The following is a 20,689-nucleotide window of genomic DNA, read 5'->3' on the forward strand; positions in this document are numbered from 1 at the left end:
GGTTCATACAGATGTAATAGCCAATACCGATCGCAACAATGTAGATGGCAGGGGCTGTTATGGCTACAATTGGTGGGTAATCGGCAAAATGCCTTCTGGGAATTACCATATGCCGGACGCACCAAGAAGCTTATTTTATGCAAGCGGATTTAACAAAAATATGTGTTTCGTAATTCCAGAATGGAATTTGGTATTTGTTCGACGGGGAGAAGACGGTAATCCAACAAAAGGAAAAAAAGAGGTCTATAATGAATTCTTTAAGCGTTTAGCGTTGGCTATCGAAAAGGGAACTATCCAAAAATAACCACCAAAAGTTCTTTTAAAAGATCTGCTTGAGAAATACTTACCGCTCCCACTCCCTTGCTCCTCACATCGATATCCCTTAGGTGAGCGACAATTTTACTACTTTTCTTCATAGGATAATTTCGGGCGGCCGTTTGATATTCACCAACAAAATAAGGATTTATTTTAAGCGCAGATGCAACACTTCCCTTAGAATGGTCTTTTAAACCGTGGTATTGCAAAAGCTGGGAAAAGAAACTATAAATTAATGATATGGTTACCACCAAGGGGTTATCTTTCGGGTTTTGTGCAAAATAATTCACAATACGCGTGGCTTTTACGATATCCCGCTCCCCAATGGCCTTTCTAAGTTCAAAATTGTTATAATCCTTACTAATCCCAATATTCTCTTCGATGTGTTTTGGAGTAATCTCCTCCCCTTTCGGAATTATGAGCTGTAATTTTTCGAGTTCGTTGTTTATTTTTCCCAAATCGGTCCCTAAAAACTCAACCAACATCTGGGCTGCCTTGGGGGTAATCCCATATTTTTTTCCGGCCAAAACCCTACGAATCCAATCACCAATCTGGTTCTCATACAGTTTTTTACTTTCATAAATATAACCCGTTTTGGCAATGGCTTTATATGCTTTTTTACGCTTATCCAATTTTTTGTATTTATAACATATTACCAATACTGTAGTGGGTTGCGGATTTAATGCATAAGCCTCCAATTGGTCGATGGTGCGAGATAAATGCTGTGCCTCTTTTACTATTATTACCTGCCGCTCTGCCATCATCGGGTAGCGTTTGGCACTTGAAACAATCTCATCGATGGAAACATCTTTTCCATAAAGCACCATTTGGTTAAAACCACGTTCTTCTTCGGTTAAAATAGACTGTTCCATGTATTGGGATATCTTATCCACATAATAGGGCTCTTCCCCCATTAAAAAATAGATGGGCTTTATGTTTCCCGCTTTAACATCGTTTACAATCTTCTTTATTTCATCCATAAAAAGAATAGGTGATTTTTTGAAGAACATACTTTGACTTTTTACAAATGATTAAAAAATCAAGACGAGTTCTTAATGATATTTCTGATATTTGTTGCTATGCAAGCACTTAATTTTCCAGCATACCAATTCCGATTCAAAAATAGCGAAAATAAAGTCCAAATTTTTGATCCCATCCGGAAAAAATTCATTCAACTTCAACCTGAAGAATGGGTACGACAGCATGTTGTCTCTTTTTTAATTTCAGAAAAAAATTATCCAAAGTCACTTATCAATGTGGAAAAAGAACTGTTGGTCAACACTTTAAAGAGAAGGTACGATGTGTTGGTTTACAACTCAAACGGAAGCATTGAGCTGGTTGTAGAATGTAAGGCTCCATCGGTTAAGATTACCCAGGCCACTTTCGATCAGATTGCGCGCTATAATTTATCTTTAAAGGCAGAATATTTGATGGTTACCAATGGCCTTGATCACTATTTCTGTAAAATGGACTACCAACAGGAAAAATATATTTTTCTAAAGGATATTCCACCTTATATGCTTTAATTTGCAATCGGTTTTAAAAAGAGAACTCGAAAAATATAAATGGAGATAGCTGTAGTTATACTGAATTGGAATGGGAAAGCGCTTTTAGAAAAGTTTTTGCCATCAGTAATAAACTATTCCCCCCAAGCTCATATTTATGTGGCCGATAACGCTTCTTCAGATGATTCCATTGCCTTTTTAAAAGATAAGTACCCGCAGGTTTCCATCATTCAGAATACAACAAACGGTGGGTTTGCGAAAGGTTATAATGAAGCTTTGAAAGATGTAAAAGAAGATATTTTCTGTCTTCTAAATTCCGATGTTGAAGTTACCGAGAATTGGCTGGAACCGATAGAAAAAGCATTTAAAGACTTCCCAAATACTGCTATTCTTCAGCCAAAAATTTTAGATTATAAAAATAAAGATCATTTTGAATATGCCGGGGCAGCAGGCGGATTTATTGACCGACTAGGGTACCCTTTTTGTCGTGGCCGGGTTTTTCAAACCCTCGAAGAAGATAAAGGGCAATACAACGATATAAAGGAAATATTTTGGGCCACTGGCGCCTGTATGTTTGTAAAACGGGAAGTTTTTAACGCCCTAAAAGGTTTCGACGAAGATTATTTTGCGCACCAAGAAGAAATAGACCTTTGCTGGCGGGCACACAATAGAAACTACACCATTTTGTATGTTGGCACATCCCACGTTTACCATGTTGGTGGCGCCACGTTGGGAAATATGAATCCGAAAAAGACCTTTTTAAATTTCAGGAATTCCCTTTTTTCCATCACCAAGAACCTTCCTAAAAGAAAGGTAGTTCCTCTTATTGTAGCCCGTTTATTTTTAGATGGAATTGCAGCTTTGCGCTTTTTGTTTCAGTTTAAATTTTTGCATCTTTTTGCAATATTAAAAGCCCATTTAAGTTATTATTACTACTTTGTAAGAATCTTTAAAAAAAGAGGGGTTATCAACAAAGACATTAAGTATTTTGAATGTACTTCAATAGTGCTTAGTTATTTCTTGAAACAAAAAAGGTATTATTATGAAATTGTAAATCAGCGTTCTTCGCGATAATACAGTTCATTTAAGAGAAAATTAACTAAAAACGATGTACATACATTTGCTTTTTATATAATTTTGTTTTAAAATGTTAAAACGTTAATTAAGTAAAATCATAATCATGAAAAGAATTTTTTTATTAGGTGCCATGAGCGCTATTTTTCTAACATCTTGTGTTTCTTCTAAGAAATATGCTGAATTAGAGCAAAAACAAAAGGAAACCCAAGACCTGTTAAATTCAGCGACTGTTAAGTTGAATTCGTGTCTAGCGGAAAAAGACAATTATAAAGAGCAAATAGATGTGCTTAAGGCTAATAACCAAGAGTTAATTAACAATATGGGTAATTTAACAACCCTTACATCTAAAGGTGCAGACAACCTTGAAAAGTCTCTAGAGAGCTTAAGGGAAAAAGATCTTACAATAAGAAAATTACAAAATGCAGTTACTCGTAGAGACTCTGTAAATTTAGCTTTAGTACAAAGTTTAAAAGGGGTATTGGGTAATTTGGATGATGAAGATATCAACATTAGCGTAGAAAAAGGTGTTGTTTATGTAAACATTTCAGATAAACTATTATTCTCTAGCGGTAGCACTACAGTTTCTGCAAGAGCTAAAGAGGTTTTAGGAAAAGTTGCTACAGTAGTTAAAAACAAGCCAGATTTCGAATTCATGGTTGAAGGACACACAGATACAGTGCCAATTAAAACTGCAGCTATTAAAGATAACTGGGATTTAAGTGTACTTAGAGCAACTTCTGTTGTTAGAATTTTACAAGACGAGTTTGGCGTAGCTCCAGCTAGAATGACTGCAGCTGGTAGAGGTCAATATGTTCCTGTTGCATCTAACGATACTGCAGATGGAAAAGCTAAAAACCGTAGAACTAGAATTGTTATCTTACCTAAGTTAGATCAATTCTACAGCATGATTGAAGAAGGAATGAAAGATCCTAAAATTAACTAAGGATCCGTTCTAAATATATATTTAAAAGCATCGCTTCGGCGATGCTTTTTTTGTTATACTACATACATGTTCATTATTTAATAAAATCCTGATAATGATCGTATCTTCTAAAAATACTTTCTACGTAGTTATAAGGCTCCGTCCCTTTTACATACCCATATTTTATACCTTCTTTACGGTAGTTTTCCTCTTTGCTTAGCGCTAACAACATGTTTTCCACATTATTGTCCCATGTGTTTTTATCAAGCCCGTTCATCTTTGTCAAGGTTATGGCGTCTTCAATATGCCGAAACCCACAATCGTAAGCGGCCATCGTGAATTTAATACGCTGTTCAGCATCAGGAATAAAATTGTAATAATCGTAAAGCTTTTTTAAATATTTAGATCCGCCTGTGATATTTTCCGTAGGATCTGTTATATTATCAACGCCCATATCATTGGCAGTGCCAGGCATTAACTGCATTAGCCCCATTGCCCCTGCCCAAGAAGTGGTAGTGGGATCAAAACGGGATTCTTGATAAATAAGTGAAGATAGCAAACGCCAGTCCCATTCTAAATAATCGGCTCCTTTTTTAATGATATCATCATACGGACTAATTTCATTGGTATTAAGACTGAAAAAATCGCTTTTAATTCTTCGATTAAAGCTTCTCGTATTTTTAAAATATTTCCGGTAGGTTACAATATAATCTACATCCTTCCGAATGCGCACGACCCAATTATTCACTTCAGCCAACAGATTTTTAGAAGATGGCCTAACAGCCCAAGCAATACGCTGTGAGAAACTCACAGGCACAGACACATCTAAATTTGAATAGTAAGAAGCTTGTAAATTTGCCAAATAATCGTCTGCAACAGTATATTTTACTTCACCATTGCTAACCTTCTCCATTACTTCATCTGTAGAATAACTCCCTTTTATGGTATCTATATGTATGGTCCCTCCCAATTCCTCGGAAAGATTTTTAATACGCTGAAAATAGGCAGTATTCTTTCTTACACTTACCGTATCCCCCAATAACTCCATTGGGTCGTGAATTAAAGCCCTGTCTAATTTTGCCCAATTTAAAGTGCGCCAATTATCAGGTTTCTTCTGTACCAAGACTTGTTTTGTTAAGTACAAATAATCTGAAAAAGCCACTTTTTCTTTTCTTTCTGAAGAGATGGTCAAACCGTGTGCAATAATATCCCCTTCGCCAGCCAATAAAGCATCTATTAAATGATTTAAATTATCCACTATTTTAACCTCTAGTTTTACTCCTAAATCTTCTGCCAATCCCTTTAGAAGTTCATACTCAAACCCCATAGTTTGACCTCGGTATAAAAAATAACTGGTGGAACTATATACCACCAAAGCACGTAAAATTCCTTCCTCTTTGATGGCATCTAGATCCCGATATACAATTTCTTTCTGAGCCTCCTTTGCGGAAGGAAGGGTATCCAAAGTTTCTGTATCAACAGATTTATTTTTATTTGAAGAACTTTCTGTCTCACAGCTAAAAAGCAGTACACATAAAAGAAAGAAATATCGGCGCATATGTAATGGGATTAACAGTTTTTTGAAAAATTGAAATAATTTAACTTCTTATAAATGAAATAAATTTAAGAAATTATAATTCTCCATGACCCAACATGATCTTTATAGTGGTTGTATTTTCTTTAATGACCTGAAAGGGAATTTCCAATTCTTTCGCTAAATTTAATGAGTTTATACCTTCTGCTGATAGTATCTCAACTGAAAACAGACATATTATGATGAATGGTTTTTAAAAAAACAGATAGGCGAAGGATTTCATAAAAAAAGAAATGGTAGTTTGGTTAAAGTATTGAAAGTAAGTGTATAAATTAAAAGAAGTTACAAAAAGCCTCTAAATTTAAAATGCATAGTTGAATTTTGTTATATTTAAAAACTAATTTTATTTAATGAAGATCCAGATATTCAATAAATACTTAATCACAGCTTTTTGTATTGTTTTCTTTTTTTCTTGTGAAAATAAAAAAGAAGAAGAAACGCTTCAAAAGATAAATTGGAAGAATAGGGAAATTGGCGAAAATCTTCCCGATACTTTAACCCAAGGGCAAACATATTTATCGGTTTACTCTCAAATATATAGTTATACCCAGCATGCACAACAAGACCTTACCACAACGATAAGTCTAAGAAACGTAAGCGAAAAAGACAGTGTTTATATATCGAAGGCTAACTATTTTAACGAATCTGGAACACTTGTTCGTTCTTACGTCTCCAACACTATTTTTTTGGCTCCCATGGAAACTTTAGAAATAATTATTGATAACAAGGATAACGAAGGTGGTTCTGGTGGAAATTTTATGTTTAATTGGATTTCCAAGGCAAACACGCCTCCTCCACATTTTGAAGCTGTGATGATTTCCACAGCAGGGCAACAAGGTCTTTCTTTTACTACCTCGGGGGTGCGGGTTAAATAAATTATTAAGATTCTTGTTTTCGATAGCTTATAATCGCCAAGGTATTAAAGATGATGGCTAAAACAAGGGTGTATATAAACTCCATTTTAATAGCCGCCCAGCCACTACCTTTCATTAGTACTTTTCTGGCAACCGAAATAAAATGAGCCAAAGGGTTAGGAATAGTAGCGTACTGCGCCCATTTTGGCATACTTTCTATTGGGGTAAACAATCCACACATTAAAATAAATATTAGGATAAAAAAAAACGCTACAAAAATCGCCTGTTGCTGAGTGTTTGCGAAATTTGATATTAATAAACCAAATCCCAGAACAGCTACCAAATTCACTATGGCGTATAAAAACAAAGTAATAAGACTGCCACGCATCGGGATGTTGAAAATGATCTTACTTACCGTTAAACCAATAATTAAAAGAAATATCCCAATACATAAAAATGGGATTAGTTTTCCTAAAATGAACTGCCATTTTTTAATTGGAGTAACATTGATCTGCTCTATAGTTCCAATTTCCCTTTCTCGAACGACATTCATGGCAGAAAGTACAATGGTTAAAAGTGCGGTGAGTTCTGCAAGAATTCCTGGCGCCATAAAATGAGTATATTTTAATTCAGGATTATACCAATTTCTATTAACAATAGTGGCGGTGTTTGTTTTGGACATCGTGAAAGAGGCAACGTTTTCAATCAAACTTTTATTAAAGGTACTTATAATATTTATTAAGTAGCCCGAACCTACAGTAGCTTGTTGCCCATTGACAGCATTTACTAAAACTTGCATTGAAGGCTGTTCTTTTCGAAGAAATTTCTTTTCAAAATTAGCTGGAATCTGCAAAATGATATCAACCTCATTACCCTGCATATATTTCATGGCTTCTTTATTACCAAAAGGAGTGGCAATTAAAGAAAATCTTTTGTTTGCCATAATTTTGTCGGTTAATTCTTTCGAAAATTCTGACTGATCATTATCGACCACCGCTATATTCACATTTTTAACCTCATTGGAGGCTGCATTGGATAAAAGCAAAAGTTGAATGACGGGCAAAATGGTCATCATAGGCAACAGGGCCTTGTTCCTAAAAATCTGTATAAACTCTTTCTGTATCAAAAACCATAAAACCCTCATTGCAGTCTTATTTTAAAGTTTTTCCAAGTGAGCAAAAGCAAAACAACTGTCATGAACACCAATATTAGAAATGGTTTCCAAATAAATTCCAAGCCCACCCCCCTTAGCATAATTCCTTTAAGAATTTCTATAAAATAGGTAGCTGGTATTAGATGCCCCAAAACCTGCAGTACAAGAGGCATACTGGTTAAAGGAAAAATAAACCCAGACAGAATCATGGATGGCAACATTAGCCCCATTAAAGATCTCATCATAGCATCTTGTTGCGTTTTTGAAGCAGTAGATATAAGCGTTCCTAGTGACAAGGCAGTTATAACGTAGAGCGCGCTCATAATCAATAAAAGAATCAAGCTTCCTACCACTGGTACATCAAAAATAAAATATCCTATAAGCAAAACCAGAATTACATCTACAAAAGATAAAACTGCGTATGGAGTCACCTTCCCTAAAATAATGATAAGTGGATGTAAAGGTGATACTAATAATATTTCCATAGTTCCAGTTTCCTTCTCTTTGGCTATAGTCAAGGAAGTTAACATGGCGGAAATGATTAGTAAAATCAAGGCGATAGTGCCCGGCACAAAGTTATAAGAACTTCTAAGCTGGGGGTTGTATAGCATTCTAGTTTCTATTGGGATCTTATAAGGATTACTGCTTAAGTCTCCTTTTTGTTCTTGAAACCGATGAATCATTTGGTTGGCGTATTGAACCAAGGTATTGGCATTATTGGGATCAGAGCCATCCGCAATTATTTGAATCTTCATTCCAGTATTACTATATAGTGCCGACGAAAAATTTGCTGGGATAACCATTACGAGTTTGGTATCGCCATTTTTAAAGCCAGCCTCCATTTCATCTTCGCTTTTTAATAAATTATGAAGTTTAAAATATCCCGAGCTCTGCATTTGCTGTATAAGCTGTTTACTTTCTTGGTCTTTGGAATGGTCTAAAACATCAATTGCCGCATTTTTAAACTCATTGGTCACTGCAAATCCAAAAATGAGTATTTGTGCCAATGGCATTCCAAAAAGTATTAAAAGCGTACGTTTATCACGTAAAATATGATAGGTTTCCTTTTTTACAAATGCCCAAAATACTTTAAACATCCTGACTAGTTGTTTTTACCAGTTTTATAAATACCTGTTCCATAGAATCCGCACTCATCTGCTTTTTTAAATTCTGCGGCGTGTCGAGCGCCTTTATTTCACCATTTACCATAATTGATACTCTATGGCAATACTCGGCCTCATCCATATAATGTGTAGTTACAAAAATGGTAATCCCCTTGGCTGATGCTGCATAGATAGCTTCCCAAAATTGACGGCGTACACTGGGGTCTACCCCCCCTGTAGGTTCATCTAAAAATACAATTTGAGGTTCGTGGAGCATAGAAACTGCAAAGGCCAATCGCTGTTTCCATCCCAACGGAAGGGAAGCAACTTGTTTGTTTTGAACTTTGGATAAATCCAATTCTTCCAATATTTCCGAAGTTTTACTTTTAATTAGGCCCTTGTTCAACCCGTAGATACCTCCAAAAAATCGAATATTCTCTCTTATGGTAAGATCATTGTACAAGCTAAATTTTTGGGACATATAGCCAATTCCTTTTTTAATTTTTTCATATTCTGTGGTAACATTAAAACCGGCCACCCAACCATCGCCAGAAGTAGGTTTGCTCAATCCTGTTAACATTCTCATAGCCGTCGTTTTCCCAGCCCCATTTGCCCCTAGAAAACCAAAAATCTCACCTTTCTGCACTTGAAAGGAAATAGCATTTACCGCAGTAAACTCACCAAATCTTTTGGTAAGTTGCTTTACCTCGATTACATTTTTTTCAATTTCCTTTTCTTCTCTAATCTTCATAATAATAATTGCACTGCTGAGGAATTATATTCCAAACTATAAAAACTACTTTGTCTATATTTTTGTAAAAGAATTAACTACTCAAGGCCAAAAACACATCTTCAATGTTTGGTTTTATCTTTTTAACCTGCACATCTTGAATACCATCTTCTCTTAATCTCTCTTTCAATTCCGCACTGGATATTTTTTCCCTAGCAGTAAAATGTAAACACTCTCCAAAGGCTAAAACACTATCTGTAAACCTTTGTTTCTTTAGATAAAGCAATAACTGGTAATTATCAGTAGACTTTACTGCAAATAAAGGCTTCTTGTAGGTTTTAATTAGTTCTTCTGGAGTGTCAATAGATAAAATCCTTCCATCTTGCATTAAAGCTATTCTATCACATAAGTTAGCTTCATCCATATAAGGGGTACTCACCAAAATGGCAATCCCATTATTCTTTAGTTTGGCTAACATATCCCAAAATTCGGTTCTACTCACGGCGTCTACACCAGTGGTAGGTTCATCAAGAAAAAGTACTTTAGGCTCATGGATTAAAGCGCAACACAAAGCTAGCTTTTGTTTCATTCCCCCAGACAAATCTCCTGCTTTCCTATCTTTAAATGGTGCTAATTGATCGTAAATATCTTTTATTAAATGATAATTTTCCTGAATAGTGGTTCCAAAAATTGTGGCAAAAAAAGACAGGTTTTCTTCAACTGACAAATCTTGATAAAGGGAAAATTTTCCAGGCATATATCCAACACTTTTTCTAACTTCCTTATATTCATCTACCACATCAAATTCTAAAATATGGGCTTTGCCTTCTTCTGGAAGGATTAAAGTAGTTAAGATTTTAAACAGCGTTGATTTCCCAGCACCATCCGGACCTATGATACCAAATATTTCTCCGGACTTTACTTCAAAAGAAACTCCCGACAAGGCTTTTGTATTTCCATATGACTTTGAAATATTTTCTACTGATATAGCTTTCATCATTTGGTTTCCTATTCCGCAGCATTAAATATAACTTCACCCGGCATACCTATTTTAAGAATGCCCGGATTTACCACCTCAACATCCAAGGCATATACCAAATTTATCCTTTCTTCCTTGGTTTCTATGGTTTTTGGGGTAAATTCGGCTTCACTGGAAATCCATGTTACCGTTCCTTTCAATTGGGAGTAACCATCTTTACCGTCATCAATTCTTACAGTTACTTCTTGATTTAATTGTACATCTTCCAAAAAAGTAGCAGAGGTATAGGCACGAAGTTTTAATTTTGATAGATCTGCAATTCTATAAAGGGGCATACCAATGGTAACAAATTCGTGTTTTTCTCTAATTTTGGTTAAAATGGTTCCGTTAATGGGATTGTTTATTACATAATCTTGAATATTATTATCAAGCGCTTCAATCTGCGCGCTAATAGGTAATCTCTGGGATAAAACACCCCTATTGGCAACACTAATTTGTTTTTTGGTTGATGCAATTTGCTGATTTACAACATCCAATTCGCCGTTGTAATCATCCAACTGTTTTTGAGTTGCAGCCTTTTGATCGTACAATTTCTGTATACGATTTCTTTCCCTTGTAAGGTTGCTTTTCTTCTCTAAAAGAACGGCAATTTCTGGTGCAGCTTCCTGTAGTTTGTCATTTAGCGATGCCAACGTCACCTTCAATTCCATTTTTTTTAAATAAAGTTGTGTTGTATCTATTAGTCCAACATTCACCCCCTTTTGTTTTATATCGCCTTCTTCTACGTCGAAATATAGCAATTCCCCGTTCCCTTTTGCACTTATCGTAATTGTAGTAGCTTCAAAATTACCGTAAGCATCCGCTTTGTCATCACTAGAACAGGCAATAAGGGCAAATGCCAGACCAACGAATATTGTATATTTGTTTCCCATGCTTCTATAATTTTCCAATGAGGGTTAAATATTCTATTTTTAGTTGTTCCAATTGAACTTTATGAAATTCGTATTTTTGCTCTGCTTGCAACGCTGCATTCACCTGCAATAAATAATCGTTACTGTTTATCACGCCATTAGCCAGTTGTACATCTGATTGTTTTAGGATAGATTGCTGCAAGCCTACTATTTCCTTATCATTTTCAAGTAATTTTTCAGTAGCTCTTATACGCTCAATAAATTCAGCTTTTCGCGATTCTATATCAAATTTAAAAGCATGTTTCTGAGCTTCCAGTTGCTGCTTTTCCAATTCTAAAATTTCCTTTTCCTTTTTTACTTTCCCCCAATCGTACACTTCCCAATTAATACGTACACCCCCCAATGCGTAGGTGGCAGTTTCTATGGCAGCAAAATTAACTGGGTTAGGATAACCAACACCACCTTGGGCAAATAGACCAACTTTAGGCATTCTTAAGGCTGAAACAATTGACTTTTGAGCTTCCAAAGCCTCCATTTGATAATTAAACAATTGGGCTTCTGGACGCTCTATCTCCATAAATATATCGGTAGAAACTTTTGGCGTTATTAATGTGGTTGCTTCAGAAATTGAAACCCCTACCAATTCTTCCAAAACGGACAAATAAGCTTTAAGATCACCCGAAAGTTGATCATAATCGGACAAAAGCTCCAATTCCCTGACCATAAGTTTCGTTAATTCACTTTCCAACACTATCCCACTGCTATATTTTGCTTGAACTTCGGAAATTGTTGTTTTTAAATTATTCAAGGAAGTTGACAAAAGTTGTTGCTGTTGCTGCGCCAGAAGAACCATGAAATAAGCCTTATTTACCCTATCTTTTAGATTGCGTAACGTAACTTTTAAAGATTGTTGATTTACCTGTAGGGAAGATTCCTGTACTCTTCTTTTAGAACTAACCAAACCGCCATCGTAGATAAAAAAATTAGCGTCTAAATAGGTTTTATAACTTTCTAAAGGGAGTTCGAAAAATATAGGACTGTCTGGAGAATCTACTCCCAAAGTTAAGTTTTCGGTCTGTACTTGTCCTTGAGCATTGGCGGTAATTTCTGGAAGTCGCTCTTTATTTAATAATTTAGTATTTAAACTGTAGATACTGTCTATTAAATCTTTATTGGCTGAAGTGGGATATTTGGCTTCGGCCAATTCATAAGCCTGCGTTAATTCCAAGGATTTTTCTTGAGATAAGGCCTCGTACGAAAAAATTAAAATACTAGCTGTCGTAAAAACTTTAAACCAGTATTTAACCCCTAAAATATTTTTATAAAAATGAATCATACTTAAAAATCAACCAAATGGTTGAATAAATATAAAAAAAATTTTACAATAAATTGGTTTTCAGCAAGTCTAAAACGATTTCTTTGCGCTCCATCATCATTTTACGATATGTTTTTTCTGATATTTCCAGGACATTTTTGAAAATAGGCTCGGCCACAAATGGAAAAACAATAAGCGACATCACCGTTAATATAAGTTGGTTTACCGGAACTTTCTTGATTATTCCTTTTTTTTGTTCCTGTTTAATCTCCTCAGCAAAGTTTTCCAAAGGTGTTTTCATATGCTTTTTTAATTTGGATGAAAGATGGACCCTGTTTTGAGAGAGTTCATGTAGCATAAATAAAGGTATGTGTGGATGTTTTGAAATGGTATTAATGTAAGTCACGACTAATCGTTGCAGTTTTTCAATCACCGAAAAATCACCAGAAATAGCTTCTATAAACTTTGGTGCCAGTAAAACAATGGCCTGTTCCATTATTTTGGAAAAAAGAACATCTTTACTTTTATAATAGTAATGAAGCATTGATTTGTTAATATTAGCCTCGTCTGCAATTTCCTGCATACGTGCACCCGCGTACCCCTTTAGAATAAAAATTTTCTTGGCAGCTTCCAATATTTTTTGATCGGTTCCTTTCGTGGCCATATTTGCTCCTTACTATTCTCTGTTTAAATATAGCTGTTTTTATTTAAGATTTAATATCAGCACGCTAAAAGCACTAGCGGTGGGCTTTTTATATCAATTATTTATATTTACGGAATTCCATAAATATAAAACCTCCCTATTACCTATTTTTGAAAATTTCAAATCCTAAACTATTAATCACAATGAAAAAGTACTTTTTAATTTTAATGATTACCATCACTTTAGTTCCCAAAAACCTTGCTGCCCAGAATAATGGAGCTGCAGCAGCTGCGGCAGCTGGCGCTCTAATTGCCATTGGTGCAGGTATTGCTGCCGTAGAACAAATGAAAGAACGTGCAGAATTAACTGCTACTGAATGGATCTTAGCAAATAATCCTGAACTTCAAAACTTCTCTCTTAAAACAATTGACTTTGATGGAAAGAAAGTTAAAGATATGTCTGCAGCCTCTGTTATCACTTTTAAGATACAGCAATTTACTCCGAAAGAAGATATCGAATTGGACGGTACAAAACATGTCTTGATTGGTTTTACCAGTCACGGTTGGATTAATGAATACGGAATAAATTTTGAAAAAGTAAAATGGTTCCTACTAAACTCCGATAAATGGTTGGATATGATGACAAGTTATGTTACTGCGGCTTCTGGACTCACAAACAAAGATGCCATAAGAAACACACTTTTAGACGGGAAAATTGTAAATAGGGGCGTAAGGACGAAAGGAAAAGGAGATATCGATTTTTACAAGATGGATGGCGATATGTATACATCCATTGATTATGACCACCATATGAAATTTGTATATAACGAAAGATCACTGGGTATTTTTTTAAAGGAAACTCAAAATCTTGTTCAAATAAGCAGAGGAAGCATAATTGATATTCACGATTTTTTCTTCAATAATTAAAGAAATTTAATTCTTAGTATAAAAAAGAAGCCGTTTCAATTAGTTTTGAGACGGCTTCTTTATGGATACTTATGCTTTAAACAAAGGTCTATGAGCCATCAAGCGATATACATGGTTTTTGGCAGCTTCAATTTTAGTTTCATCCTCGCGGTTCATTAGAACTTCATCTACCAAATTCACAACGGCTTCCATATCTTCTTCTACCAAACCTCTGGTAGTAACCGCTGCAGTTCCAATACGAATACCACTTGTAACAAACGGACTCTTATCATCAAAAGGAACCATATTTTTATTTACGGTAATATTTGCTTTTCCAAGGGCTTCTTCCCCTTCTTTTCCAGAAATATCTTTATTTCTCAAATCTATCAATACCATATGGTTATCGGTTCCATCAGAAATAATCTTATACCCCTTTTCAACGAAAGCTTTAGCCATGGCGGCTGCATTTTTCTTTACTTGTACTATATAATGCAAGAAATCTTCACTTAAAGCTTCACCAAAAGCAATAGCTTTTGCCGCAATAATATGCTCCAAAGGACCTCCTTGGTTGCCAGGGAATACCGCACTGTCTAATAAGGAAGACATCATTTTAAGATTCCCATTCTTTAATTTTAATCCAAAAGGATTTTCAAAATCTTTCCCCATTAGTATGAGTCCGCCTCGAGGCCCACGCAATGTTTTGTGGGTAGTTGTAGTTACTATGTGGCAATGTGGAATTGGATCACTTAGCACTCCTTTAGCAATTAATCCTGCTGGATGCGAAACGTCTGCCATTAATAAAGCATCCACACTGTCTGCAATCTCCCTGAACTTTTTAAAATCTATATCCCTAGAGTATGCAGAAGCACCGGCAATAATTAATTTAGGTTTTTCTTTTTTAGCTACTTCGGCGATATGCTCGTAGTTCAATCTACCGGTTTCTTTTTCCACCCCGTAAAAAACAGGATCATACAATTTTCCAGAAAAGTTAACTGGCGAACCATGGGTAAGGTGCCCACCATGAGAAAGATCGAAACCTAAAATTTTATCTCCAGGTTTTAGACACGCTGCGAAAACAGCGGTATTTGCTTGCGAACCACTATGCGGTTGTACATTGGCATATACGGCACCGAAAAGTTCTTTTGCACGCTCAATGGCAATGGTTTCCACCTCGTCTACAACCTCACATCCTCCATAGTAACGTTTTCCAGGATATCCTTCGGCGTATTTATTGGTTAGTACAGAACCTGCAGCTTCCATTACCTGTTCGCTTACAAAATTTTCTGAAGCAATAAGCTCAATCCCTTCTAGCTGTCGTTTCTTTTCAGCTTCTATAAGATCAAAAATCTGTTCGTCTCTTTTCATGTGTCTCTTTTTAGTTGTCTTTTCAAATTTTACACCTACCTTAACGGCAGGCAGGTGAAACATCCGTATAATCATTCCCTTTTACAGCTTAGAATTAACTAAGAATGTTTCATTTGGGAGTATTTCGTTAAAGAATGGTCAAAAATATAAAATAGATTCGGTAAATTGGTAGAAATTAATACCTTTAAATCCTAAATTATCAAACAATAATTAACAAAATTGTCATGTCTGATACAGCAAACAATCCAAATAGAAAATCTTGGCTAACCGTAAGTCAGGATTCCGACTTCCCTATACAAAATATTCCCTTCGGTGTCTTTTTAACCAGAGACGATGTTATTACCATTGGAACCCGAATTGGTGATACTGCTATTGACTTAGGAGCACTACACCAATTGGGATATTTCAACGGAATTCCACTTACCGACGATATATTCCTTCAAGATACTTTAAATGATTTTATTTCTGACGGAAAGAAAACATGGCGACTGGTAAGAAACAGAATTGCCGAAATTTTCGACGCCAAGAACGAAACCCTGAAGAACAATGAAGAACACCGTAAGATCGTTCTCTTTGCTTTAGACGAAATTGAAATGCAACTACCTGTACAGATTGGCGATTATACCGATTTTTACAGCAGTAAAGAGCATGCTACCAATGTGGGTACCATGTTTCGGGACCCCGATAATGCACTGTTGCCAAACTGGTTGCACATTCCCGTAGGCTATCACGGTAGAAGTTCTTCTATTGTACCCAGCGGAATCCCTATTCGCCGACCAAAAGGACAAACATTGCCTCAAGGAGCGGAAGAACCTGTTTTTGGACCTTCTAAATTAGTGGACTTCGAATTGGAAATGGCTTTTATAACTACAGATGCGAACCATTTGGGGGAACCTATCCCAGTTGAAGAAGCCGAAGATTATATATTTGGAATGGTACTGTTTAACGACTGGAGCGCAAGGGACATACAAAAATGGGAATACGTACCATTGGGACCATTCTTAGCCAAAAATTTTGCATCCTCCATTTCTCCGTGGATTGTTACACTCGATGCACTGCAACCGTTTAAGGTAGAAGGACCAAAACAAGATCCAGAGCCTCTGCCCTATCTTCATTTTAAAGGAAAAAAGAGCTACGACATTAATCTTGAAGTAGATTTAACACCAGAAAATGGGGAAGCGACTACGGTTACGAAAAGTAATTTTAAATACATGTACTGGAATATGTCTCAGCAATTGGCGCACCATACCATTAATGGCTGTAACGTAATAAGCGGGGATATGATGGGTAGTGGAACCATTTCGGGACCTACTCCAGATTCTTATGGTTCAATGCTCGAACTCACCTGGAAAGGGGAAAAACCAATTAAAATGAAAGATGGTAGCGAGCGTAAATTTATAAATGACGGCGATACGGTTACAATGCGCGGATATTGTAAAAACGAGAAGGTAAGGATTGGTTTTGGAGAAGTTGCCAATAAGCTTTTGCCACCATTCAACCCTAAAAAGAACAAAAAATAAAGTTTCTCGGGTTAGAAAAATTTAATGCCGTCCAAATTTATACTTGAGACGGCATTTTTATTTCAACTCCTTCCCGAAACAAATACTCAGTTCGCTATTCGTATAAGGTCCATAGTTTGGTAATTGTTGATATCCATTCTTTTTATACAACGCAATGGCATCTTTATAGTCAATTCCTGTTTCTAAAATAGTTTTATTAAATGAAAGATCTTTGCTCCATACCTCCAATTCTTTTAAAATTATAGAGGCCACCCCTTTTCCCCGACAATTCGGGGCTACATACATCCTTTTGATCTCTGCCGTATTTAAGTCGTAAGGTTTTATAGCTCCACAACCAACCACGGTTTCGTCTAAATAAGCTAACACTACTTCGGTGAGTGTTTCAATTTTATTGAATTGATCATAAAACTCATGGGCATCCCCATCCATAACAGCTAGGTAACGATCTAGATGTTTCACTAATTTTTTAAAATCAGTATGCGCAGCGTCGGTGCGGATTAAGGTAATCATCCCTAAATAAAATCAGAAATCTTTTCAGCTTCTATCTGACCATGTGATTCATGATAAACCACATTTCCATTTTTTACGATTAACAGTTGCGGACTCTCATGGCGTACTCCAAACGTTTCCGCTATGGCATTAGAAACATCACGATGCTTCAGGATGTCCAAAAAATATAATTTTACTTGATTTTCAGAAAAATCATAAGCATTTTCAAAATTGCTCAAGGCAAACCTACTAATACCGCATCGGGTACTGTGCTTAAATATTACCACTGGAAACGATTTGGATTCCTCCTTTATTATTTCAAACTGTGAAACATCTATTAAATGATTCCAATTCAGATCTTTATCTTTATTTTCTTGGCTTTCGCCGAATATAGATTTAAAAAAATTCATAAATTTAATGTAAAGGTATTGTTCCGATAAAACACATCAATGAGTCAAAAAGTCACTATTTTAACGTGAAAAAGCGTCAAAAAGTCAGTTTTTAAGATCGGAATACTAATTGCTTAACAAATATCGACAATAAACATTTAAATATAATGAACTTAAATAATTTTACCATAAAATCTCAAGAAGCCATACAACAGGCGCAACAAATTGCCCAAGGATATGGACATCAGCAAATAGAAAATGAGCACATTTTTAAAGCATTATTCGATGTGGACGAAAATGTACTCCCCTTTCTTTTGAAAAAACTGAATGTGAATGTAACGCTTTTAAAACAAGTGTTGGAAAGCACCCTTAACAGTTTTTCTAAGGTAGAAGGCGGCGAGCTCATGCTTTCTAGGGAGGCTGGAAAGACATTGAACGAAGCAAGCATCATCGCTAAAAAAATGAATGATGAATTTGTTTCCGTAGAACATTTAATACTTGCCATCTTTAAATCTAAAAGTAAAATTGCTCAAATTTTAAAAGATCAAGGGGTTACCGAAAAAGGTTTAAATGCGGCAATTGAAGAATTGCGAAAAGGGGATCGGGTTACTTCAGCCAGTGCCGAAGAAACCTATAACTCTTTAAATAAATATGCCAAAAATCTCAACCAACTAGCCAATGATGGGAAATTAGATCCCGTAATTGGAAGGGATGAAGAAATACGGCGCGTACTCCAAATCCTCTCCCGAAGAACAAAAAACAATCCTATGCTCGTTGGGGAGCCTGGAGTTGGTAAAACTGCCATTGCCGAAGGTTTAGCGCATAGAATTGTGCAGGGGGATGTTCCAGAAAACTTAAAAGAAAAGCAGATTTTCTCTTTAGATATGGGAGCCCTTATAGCCGGTGCAAAGTACAAAGGGGAATTTGAGGAGCGTTTAAAAGCTGTGATTAAAGAAGTAACCACTTCTGATGGTGACATTGTGTTATTCATTGACGAAATTCATACCCTTGTTGGTGCTGGAGGTGGCCAAGGAGCCATGGATGCCGCAAATATTTTAAAGCCTGCCTTGGCAAGAGGTGAGCTAAGGGCTATTGGCGCCACTACTTTAGACGAATACCAAAAATATTTTGAAAAAGACAAAGCTTTAGAGCGTAGGTTCCAAAAAGTATTGGTAGACGAACCTGATACCGAAAGTGCAATTTCTATTTTACGTGGAATCAAAGAAAAATATGAGACGCACCATAAGGTTCGAATAAAAGATGAAGCTATTATTGCTGCGGTAGAACTATCGCAACGCTATATCACCAATCGTTTTTTACCAGATAAAGCCATCGATTTAATGGATGAGGCGGCTTCTAAAATCCGTATGGAAATCAACTCCAAACCGGAAGAATTGGATGTATACGATAGAAAAATCATGCAATTGGAGATTGAAATTGCTGCCATTAAACGGGAAAACGATGAAAGCAAACTTAAATCCTTAAATGCCGATTTGGCAAACCTTAAGGAAGAGCGTAATGAAATATATGCCAAATGGAAAAGCGAAAAAGATGTGGTAGACGATATTCAAACCACTAAGGAAAATATCGAAAACTACAAATTGGAAGCAGAACGTGCTGAAAGAGATGGTGATTACGGAAAAGTTGCTGAAATACGCTACGGGAAAATCAAGGAGTCGCAGGAAAAACTGGAGGCTCTTCAGAAAAAGCTTCAAGAGGAACAGGCTTCTGGAAAAAGCTTGATAAAAGAAGAAGTCACCAACGATGATATTGCTGAAGTGGTTGCCAAGTGGACGGGTATTCCCGTGACTAAAATGCTGCAAAGCGAACGTGAAAAACTATTAAACCTCGAAGATGAATTGCACCGTCGTGTGGTTGGGCAAGAAGAGGCCATTGAATCGGTTTCAGATGCCATTCGTAGAAGCAGAGCTGGTTTGCAAGACGCCAATAGACCCATTGGTTCGTTTCTTTTCTTAGGGACTACAGGGGTTGGTAAAACAGAGCTTGCCAAAGCGTTGGCCGAATATTTGTTCGATGATGAGAGAGCAATGACACGTATTGATATGAGCGAATATCAAGAACGCCATTCGGTGAGTAGATTGGTGGGCGCACCTCCGGGGTATGTTGGGTATGATGAAGGTGGACAACTTACGGAAGCAGTAAGAAGAAGACCCTATTCTGTAGTACTTTTAGATGAAATAGAAAAAGCGCATCCCGATACTTTTAATATTCTGCTTCAAGTTTTAGATGAAGGAAGACTTACCGATAACAAAGGACGTCTTGCTGACTTTAAAAACACCATTATAATAATGACCAGTAATATTGGAAGTCATATAATTCAAGAGAAATTTGAAGCTACCAAAGATATCGATAGCGCCACCGAAGCAGCAAAAGTAGAAGTACTTGGCCTTTTGAAACAAAGCGTTCGTCCAGAATTCATCAACCGTATAGACGATATTGTAATGTTTACGCCTTTAACCGCAGACAATATAAAAGATATTGTACGCTTACAACTTAAAGGAATCACTAAAATGGTGGCCAAACAAAACATTACACTCGACGCAACGGAAGAAGCTATAGCGCATCTTGCTAAAGTAGGTTACGACCCACAGTACGGTGCAAGACCTGTAAAAAGAGTACTTCAGAAAGAAGTATTGAACAATCTTTCTAAAGAAATATTAAGTGGAAAAATAACTGCGGATAGCATTATTTTAATTGATGAATTTGATGGAGAGTTGGTTTTTAGAAATCAGAATGATTTAATAGAAAATTAACATTTAAGAGCTGTAAGGCACAAACCTTTTAGACGACTGATTCAATGTTAGTTATATTAAAATATAAAGATTAAGGTTAGATAATTCTATTGAATTATTTAGTTTTAAGTTGGTTGGTTAGTTGAGCACCCGTAGCGTTAGTTGCG

Annotated in this window: 20 protein-coding genes; 8 read left to right on the forward strand and 12 right to left on the reverse strand. The window is 36.1% G+C overall.

Translation table 11 applies throughout. The features are described from left to right. Positions 1–109: 109 nt before the first annotated feature. Positions 110–304, forward strand: a complete 195-nt coding sequence (locus tag HX109_RS00085; RefSeq protein ID WP_178949192.1) for a hypothetical protein — start codon at positions 110–112, stop codon at positions 302–304. Here HX109_RS00085 and holA read toward each other — a convergent pair. After that, positions 291–1,295, reverse strand: coding sequence for a DNA polymerase III subunit delta (gene holA, locus HX109_RS00090; RefSeq protein WP_178953978.1), 1,005 nt, complete (start codon positions 1,293–1,295; stop codon positions 291–293). The genes HX109_RS00085 and holA overlap by 14 nt on opposite strands. Positions 1,296–1,394: 99 nt before the next feature. Here holA and HX109_RS00095 point away from each other — a divergent pair, with 99 nt between their 5' ends. From HX109_RS00095 to HX109_RS00105, 3 genes are all read left to right on the forward strand, one after another. Beyond that, positions 1,395–1,841, forward strand: coding sequence for a type I restriction enzyme HsdR N-terminal domain-containing protein (locus HX109_RS00095; protein WP_178949193.1), 447 nt, complete (start codon positions 1,395–1,397; stop codon positions 1,839–1,841). Between the two features lie 39 nt (positions 1,842–1,880). Next, on the forward strand, positions 1,881–2,894 hold the full coding sequence (locus tag HX109_RS00100; protein ID WP_178949194.1) for a glycosyltransferase family 2 protein: 1,014 nt from the start codon (positions 1,881–1,883) through the stop codon (positions 2,892–2,894). Between the two features lie 106 nt (positions 2,895–3,000). Further along, positions 3,001–3,840 (forward strand): flagellar motor protein MotB, encoded by an 840-nt coding sequence (locus HX109_RS00105; RefSeq protein WP_178949195.1) that lies wholly within the window; start codon positions 3,001–3,003, stop codon positions 3,838–3,840. Between the two features lie 73 nt (positions 3,841–3,913). Here HX109_RS00105 and HX109_RS00110 read toward each other — a convergent pair whose 3' ends face one another. Next, complete coding sequence (locus tag HX109_RS00110; RefSeq protein WP_178949196.1) at positions 3,914–5,377, reverse strand: transglycosylase SLT domain-containing protein; 1,464 nt, start codon at positions 5,375–5,377, stop codon at positions 3,914–3,916. Positions 5,378–5,763: 386 nt separating this feature from the next. On the opposite strand from HX109_RS00110, the gene HX109_RS00115 reads away from it, so the two are divergent. Then, a complete protein-coding gene (locus HX109_RS00115; RefSeq protein WP_178949197.1) occupies positions 5,764–6,288 on the forward strand; it encodes a DUF3124 domain-containing protein in 525 nt (174 codons plus the stop codon). 4 nt (positions 6,289–6,292) lie between these two features. Here HX109_RS00115 and HX109_RS00120 read toward each other — a convergent pair whose 3' ends face one another. The 7 genes from HX109_RS00120 to HX109_RS00150 all read right to left on the reverse strand — a co-directional run bounded on the left by HX109_RS00120 (position 6,293) and on the right by HX109_RS00150 (position 13,122). Next, the gene (locus HX109_RS00120) at positions 6,293–7,411 is read right to left on the reverse strand and encodes an ABC transporter permease (protein WP_178949198.1); all 1,119 of its coding nucleotides are present in this window, start codon (positions 7,409–7,411) and stop codon (positions 6,293–6,295) included. Continuing rightward, positions 7,408–8,517: an ABC transporter permease gene (locus HX109_RS00125; protein ID WP_178949199.1), complete on the reverse strand. Its 1,110-nt coding sequence runs from the start codon at positions 8,515–8,517 to the stop codon at positions 7,408–7,410. The genes HX109_RS00120 and HX109_RS00125 overlap by 4 nt, the downstream gene beginning before the upstream one ends. Beyond that, positions 8,510–9,274: an ABC transporter ATP-binding protein gene (locus HX109_RS00130; RefSeq protein WP_178949200.1), complete on the reverse strand. Its 765-nt coding sequence runs from the start codon at positions 9,272–9,274 to the stop codon at positions 8,510–8,512. The genes HX109_RS00125 and HX109_RS00130 overlap by 8 nt, the downstream gene beginning before the upstream one ends. Before the next feature lie 73 nt (positions 9,275–9,347). Continuing rightward, the gene (locus tag HX109_RS00135) at positions 9,348–10,250 is read right to left on the reverse strand and encodes an ABC transporter ATP-binding protein (RefSeq protein ID WP_178953980.1); all 903 of its coding nucleotides are present in this window, start codon (positions 10,248–10,250) and stop codon (positions 9,348–9,350) included. 11 nt (positions 10,251–10,261) lie between these two features. After that, positions 10,262–11,164 carry an HlyD family secretion protein gene (locus HX109_RS00140; RefSeq protein WP_178949201.1) on the reverse strand — a complete coding sequence of 301 codons (903 nt, stop codon included), beginning with the start codon at positions 11,162–11,164 and terminating at the stop codon, positions 10,262–10,264. 4 nt (positions 11,165–11,168) lie between these two features. Next, a complete protein-coding gene (locus HX109_RS00145) occupies positions 11,169–12,479 on the reverse strand; it encodes a TolC family protein (protein WP_178949202.1) in 1,311 nt (436 codons plus the stop codon). A 43-nt stretch (positions 12,480–12,522) separates the two neighbouring features. Next, complete coding sequence (locus HX109_RS00150) at positions 12,523–13,122, reverse strand: TetR/AcrR family transcriptional regulator (protein ID WP_178949203.1); 600 nt, start codon at positions 13,120–13,122, stop codon at positions 12,523–12,525. Between the two features lie 182 nt (positions 13,123–13,304). Between HX109_RS00150 and HX109_RS00155 the strand changes: the two genes are divergently transcribed. Next, positions 13,305–14,027, forward strand: a complete 723-nt coding sequence (locus tag HX109_RS00155) for a hypothetical protein (RefSeq protein WP_178949204.1) — start codon at positions 13,305–13,307, stop codon at positions 14,025–14,027. A gap of 69 nt (positions 14,028–14,096) precedes the next feature. Here the strand turns inward: HX109_RS00155 and glyA are convergent, their stop codons facing one another. Next, the gene (gene glyA / locus HX109_RS00160) at positions 14,097–15,371 is read right to left on the reverse strand and encodes a serine hydroxymethyltransferase (RefSeq protein ID WP_178949205.1); all 1,275 of its coding nucleotides are present in this window, start codon (positions 15,369–15,371) and stop codon (positions 14,097–14,099) included. A gap of 224 nt (positions 15,372–15,595) precedes the next feature. Between glyA and fahA the strand changes: the two genes are divergently transcribed. Next, on the forward strand, positions 15,596–16,891 hold the full coding sequence (gene fahA / locus HX109_RS00165; RefSeq protein WP_178949206.1) for a fumarylacetoacetase: 1,296 nt from the start codon (positions 15,596–15,598) through the stop codon (positions 16,889–16,891). A gap of 57 nt (positions 16,892–16,948) precedes the next feature. Here fahA and HX109_RS00170 read toward each other — a convergent pair whose 3' ends face one another. Beyond that, entirely contained in the window at positions 16,949–17,401 is a 453-nt protein-coding gene (locus tag HX109_RS00170; protein WP_178949207.1) for a GNAT family N-acetyltransferase, read from the reverse strand. Positions 17,402–17,403: 2 nt separating this feature from the next. Then, positions 17,404–17,790, reverse strand: a complete 387-nt coding sequence (ytxJ, locus tag HX109_RS00175; protein ID WP_178949208.1) for a bacillithiol system redox-active protein YtxJ — start codon at positions 17,788–17,790, stop codon at positions 17,404–17,406. A gap of 146 nt (positions 17,791–17,936) precedes the next feature. Between ytxJ and clpB the strand changes: the two genes are divergently transcribed. Continuing rightward, on the forward strand, positions 17,937–20,543 hold the full coding sequence (gene clpB, locus HX109_RS00180) for an ATP-dependent chaperone ClpB (RefSeq protein WP_178949209.1): 2,607 nt from the start codon (positions 17,937–17,939) through the stop codon (positions 20,541–20,543). Positions 20,544–20,689: the final 146 nt, after the last annotated feature.

It is taken from the genome of Galbibacter sp. BG1 (genome assembly GCF_013391805.1).
GTDB lineage: Bacteria > Bacteroidota > Bacteroidia > Flavobacteriales > Flavobacteriaceae > Galbibacter.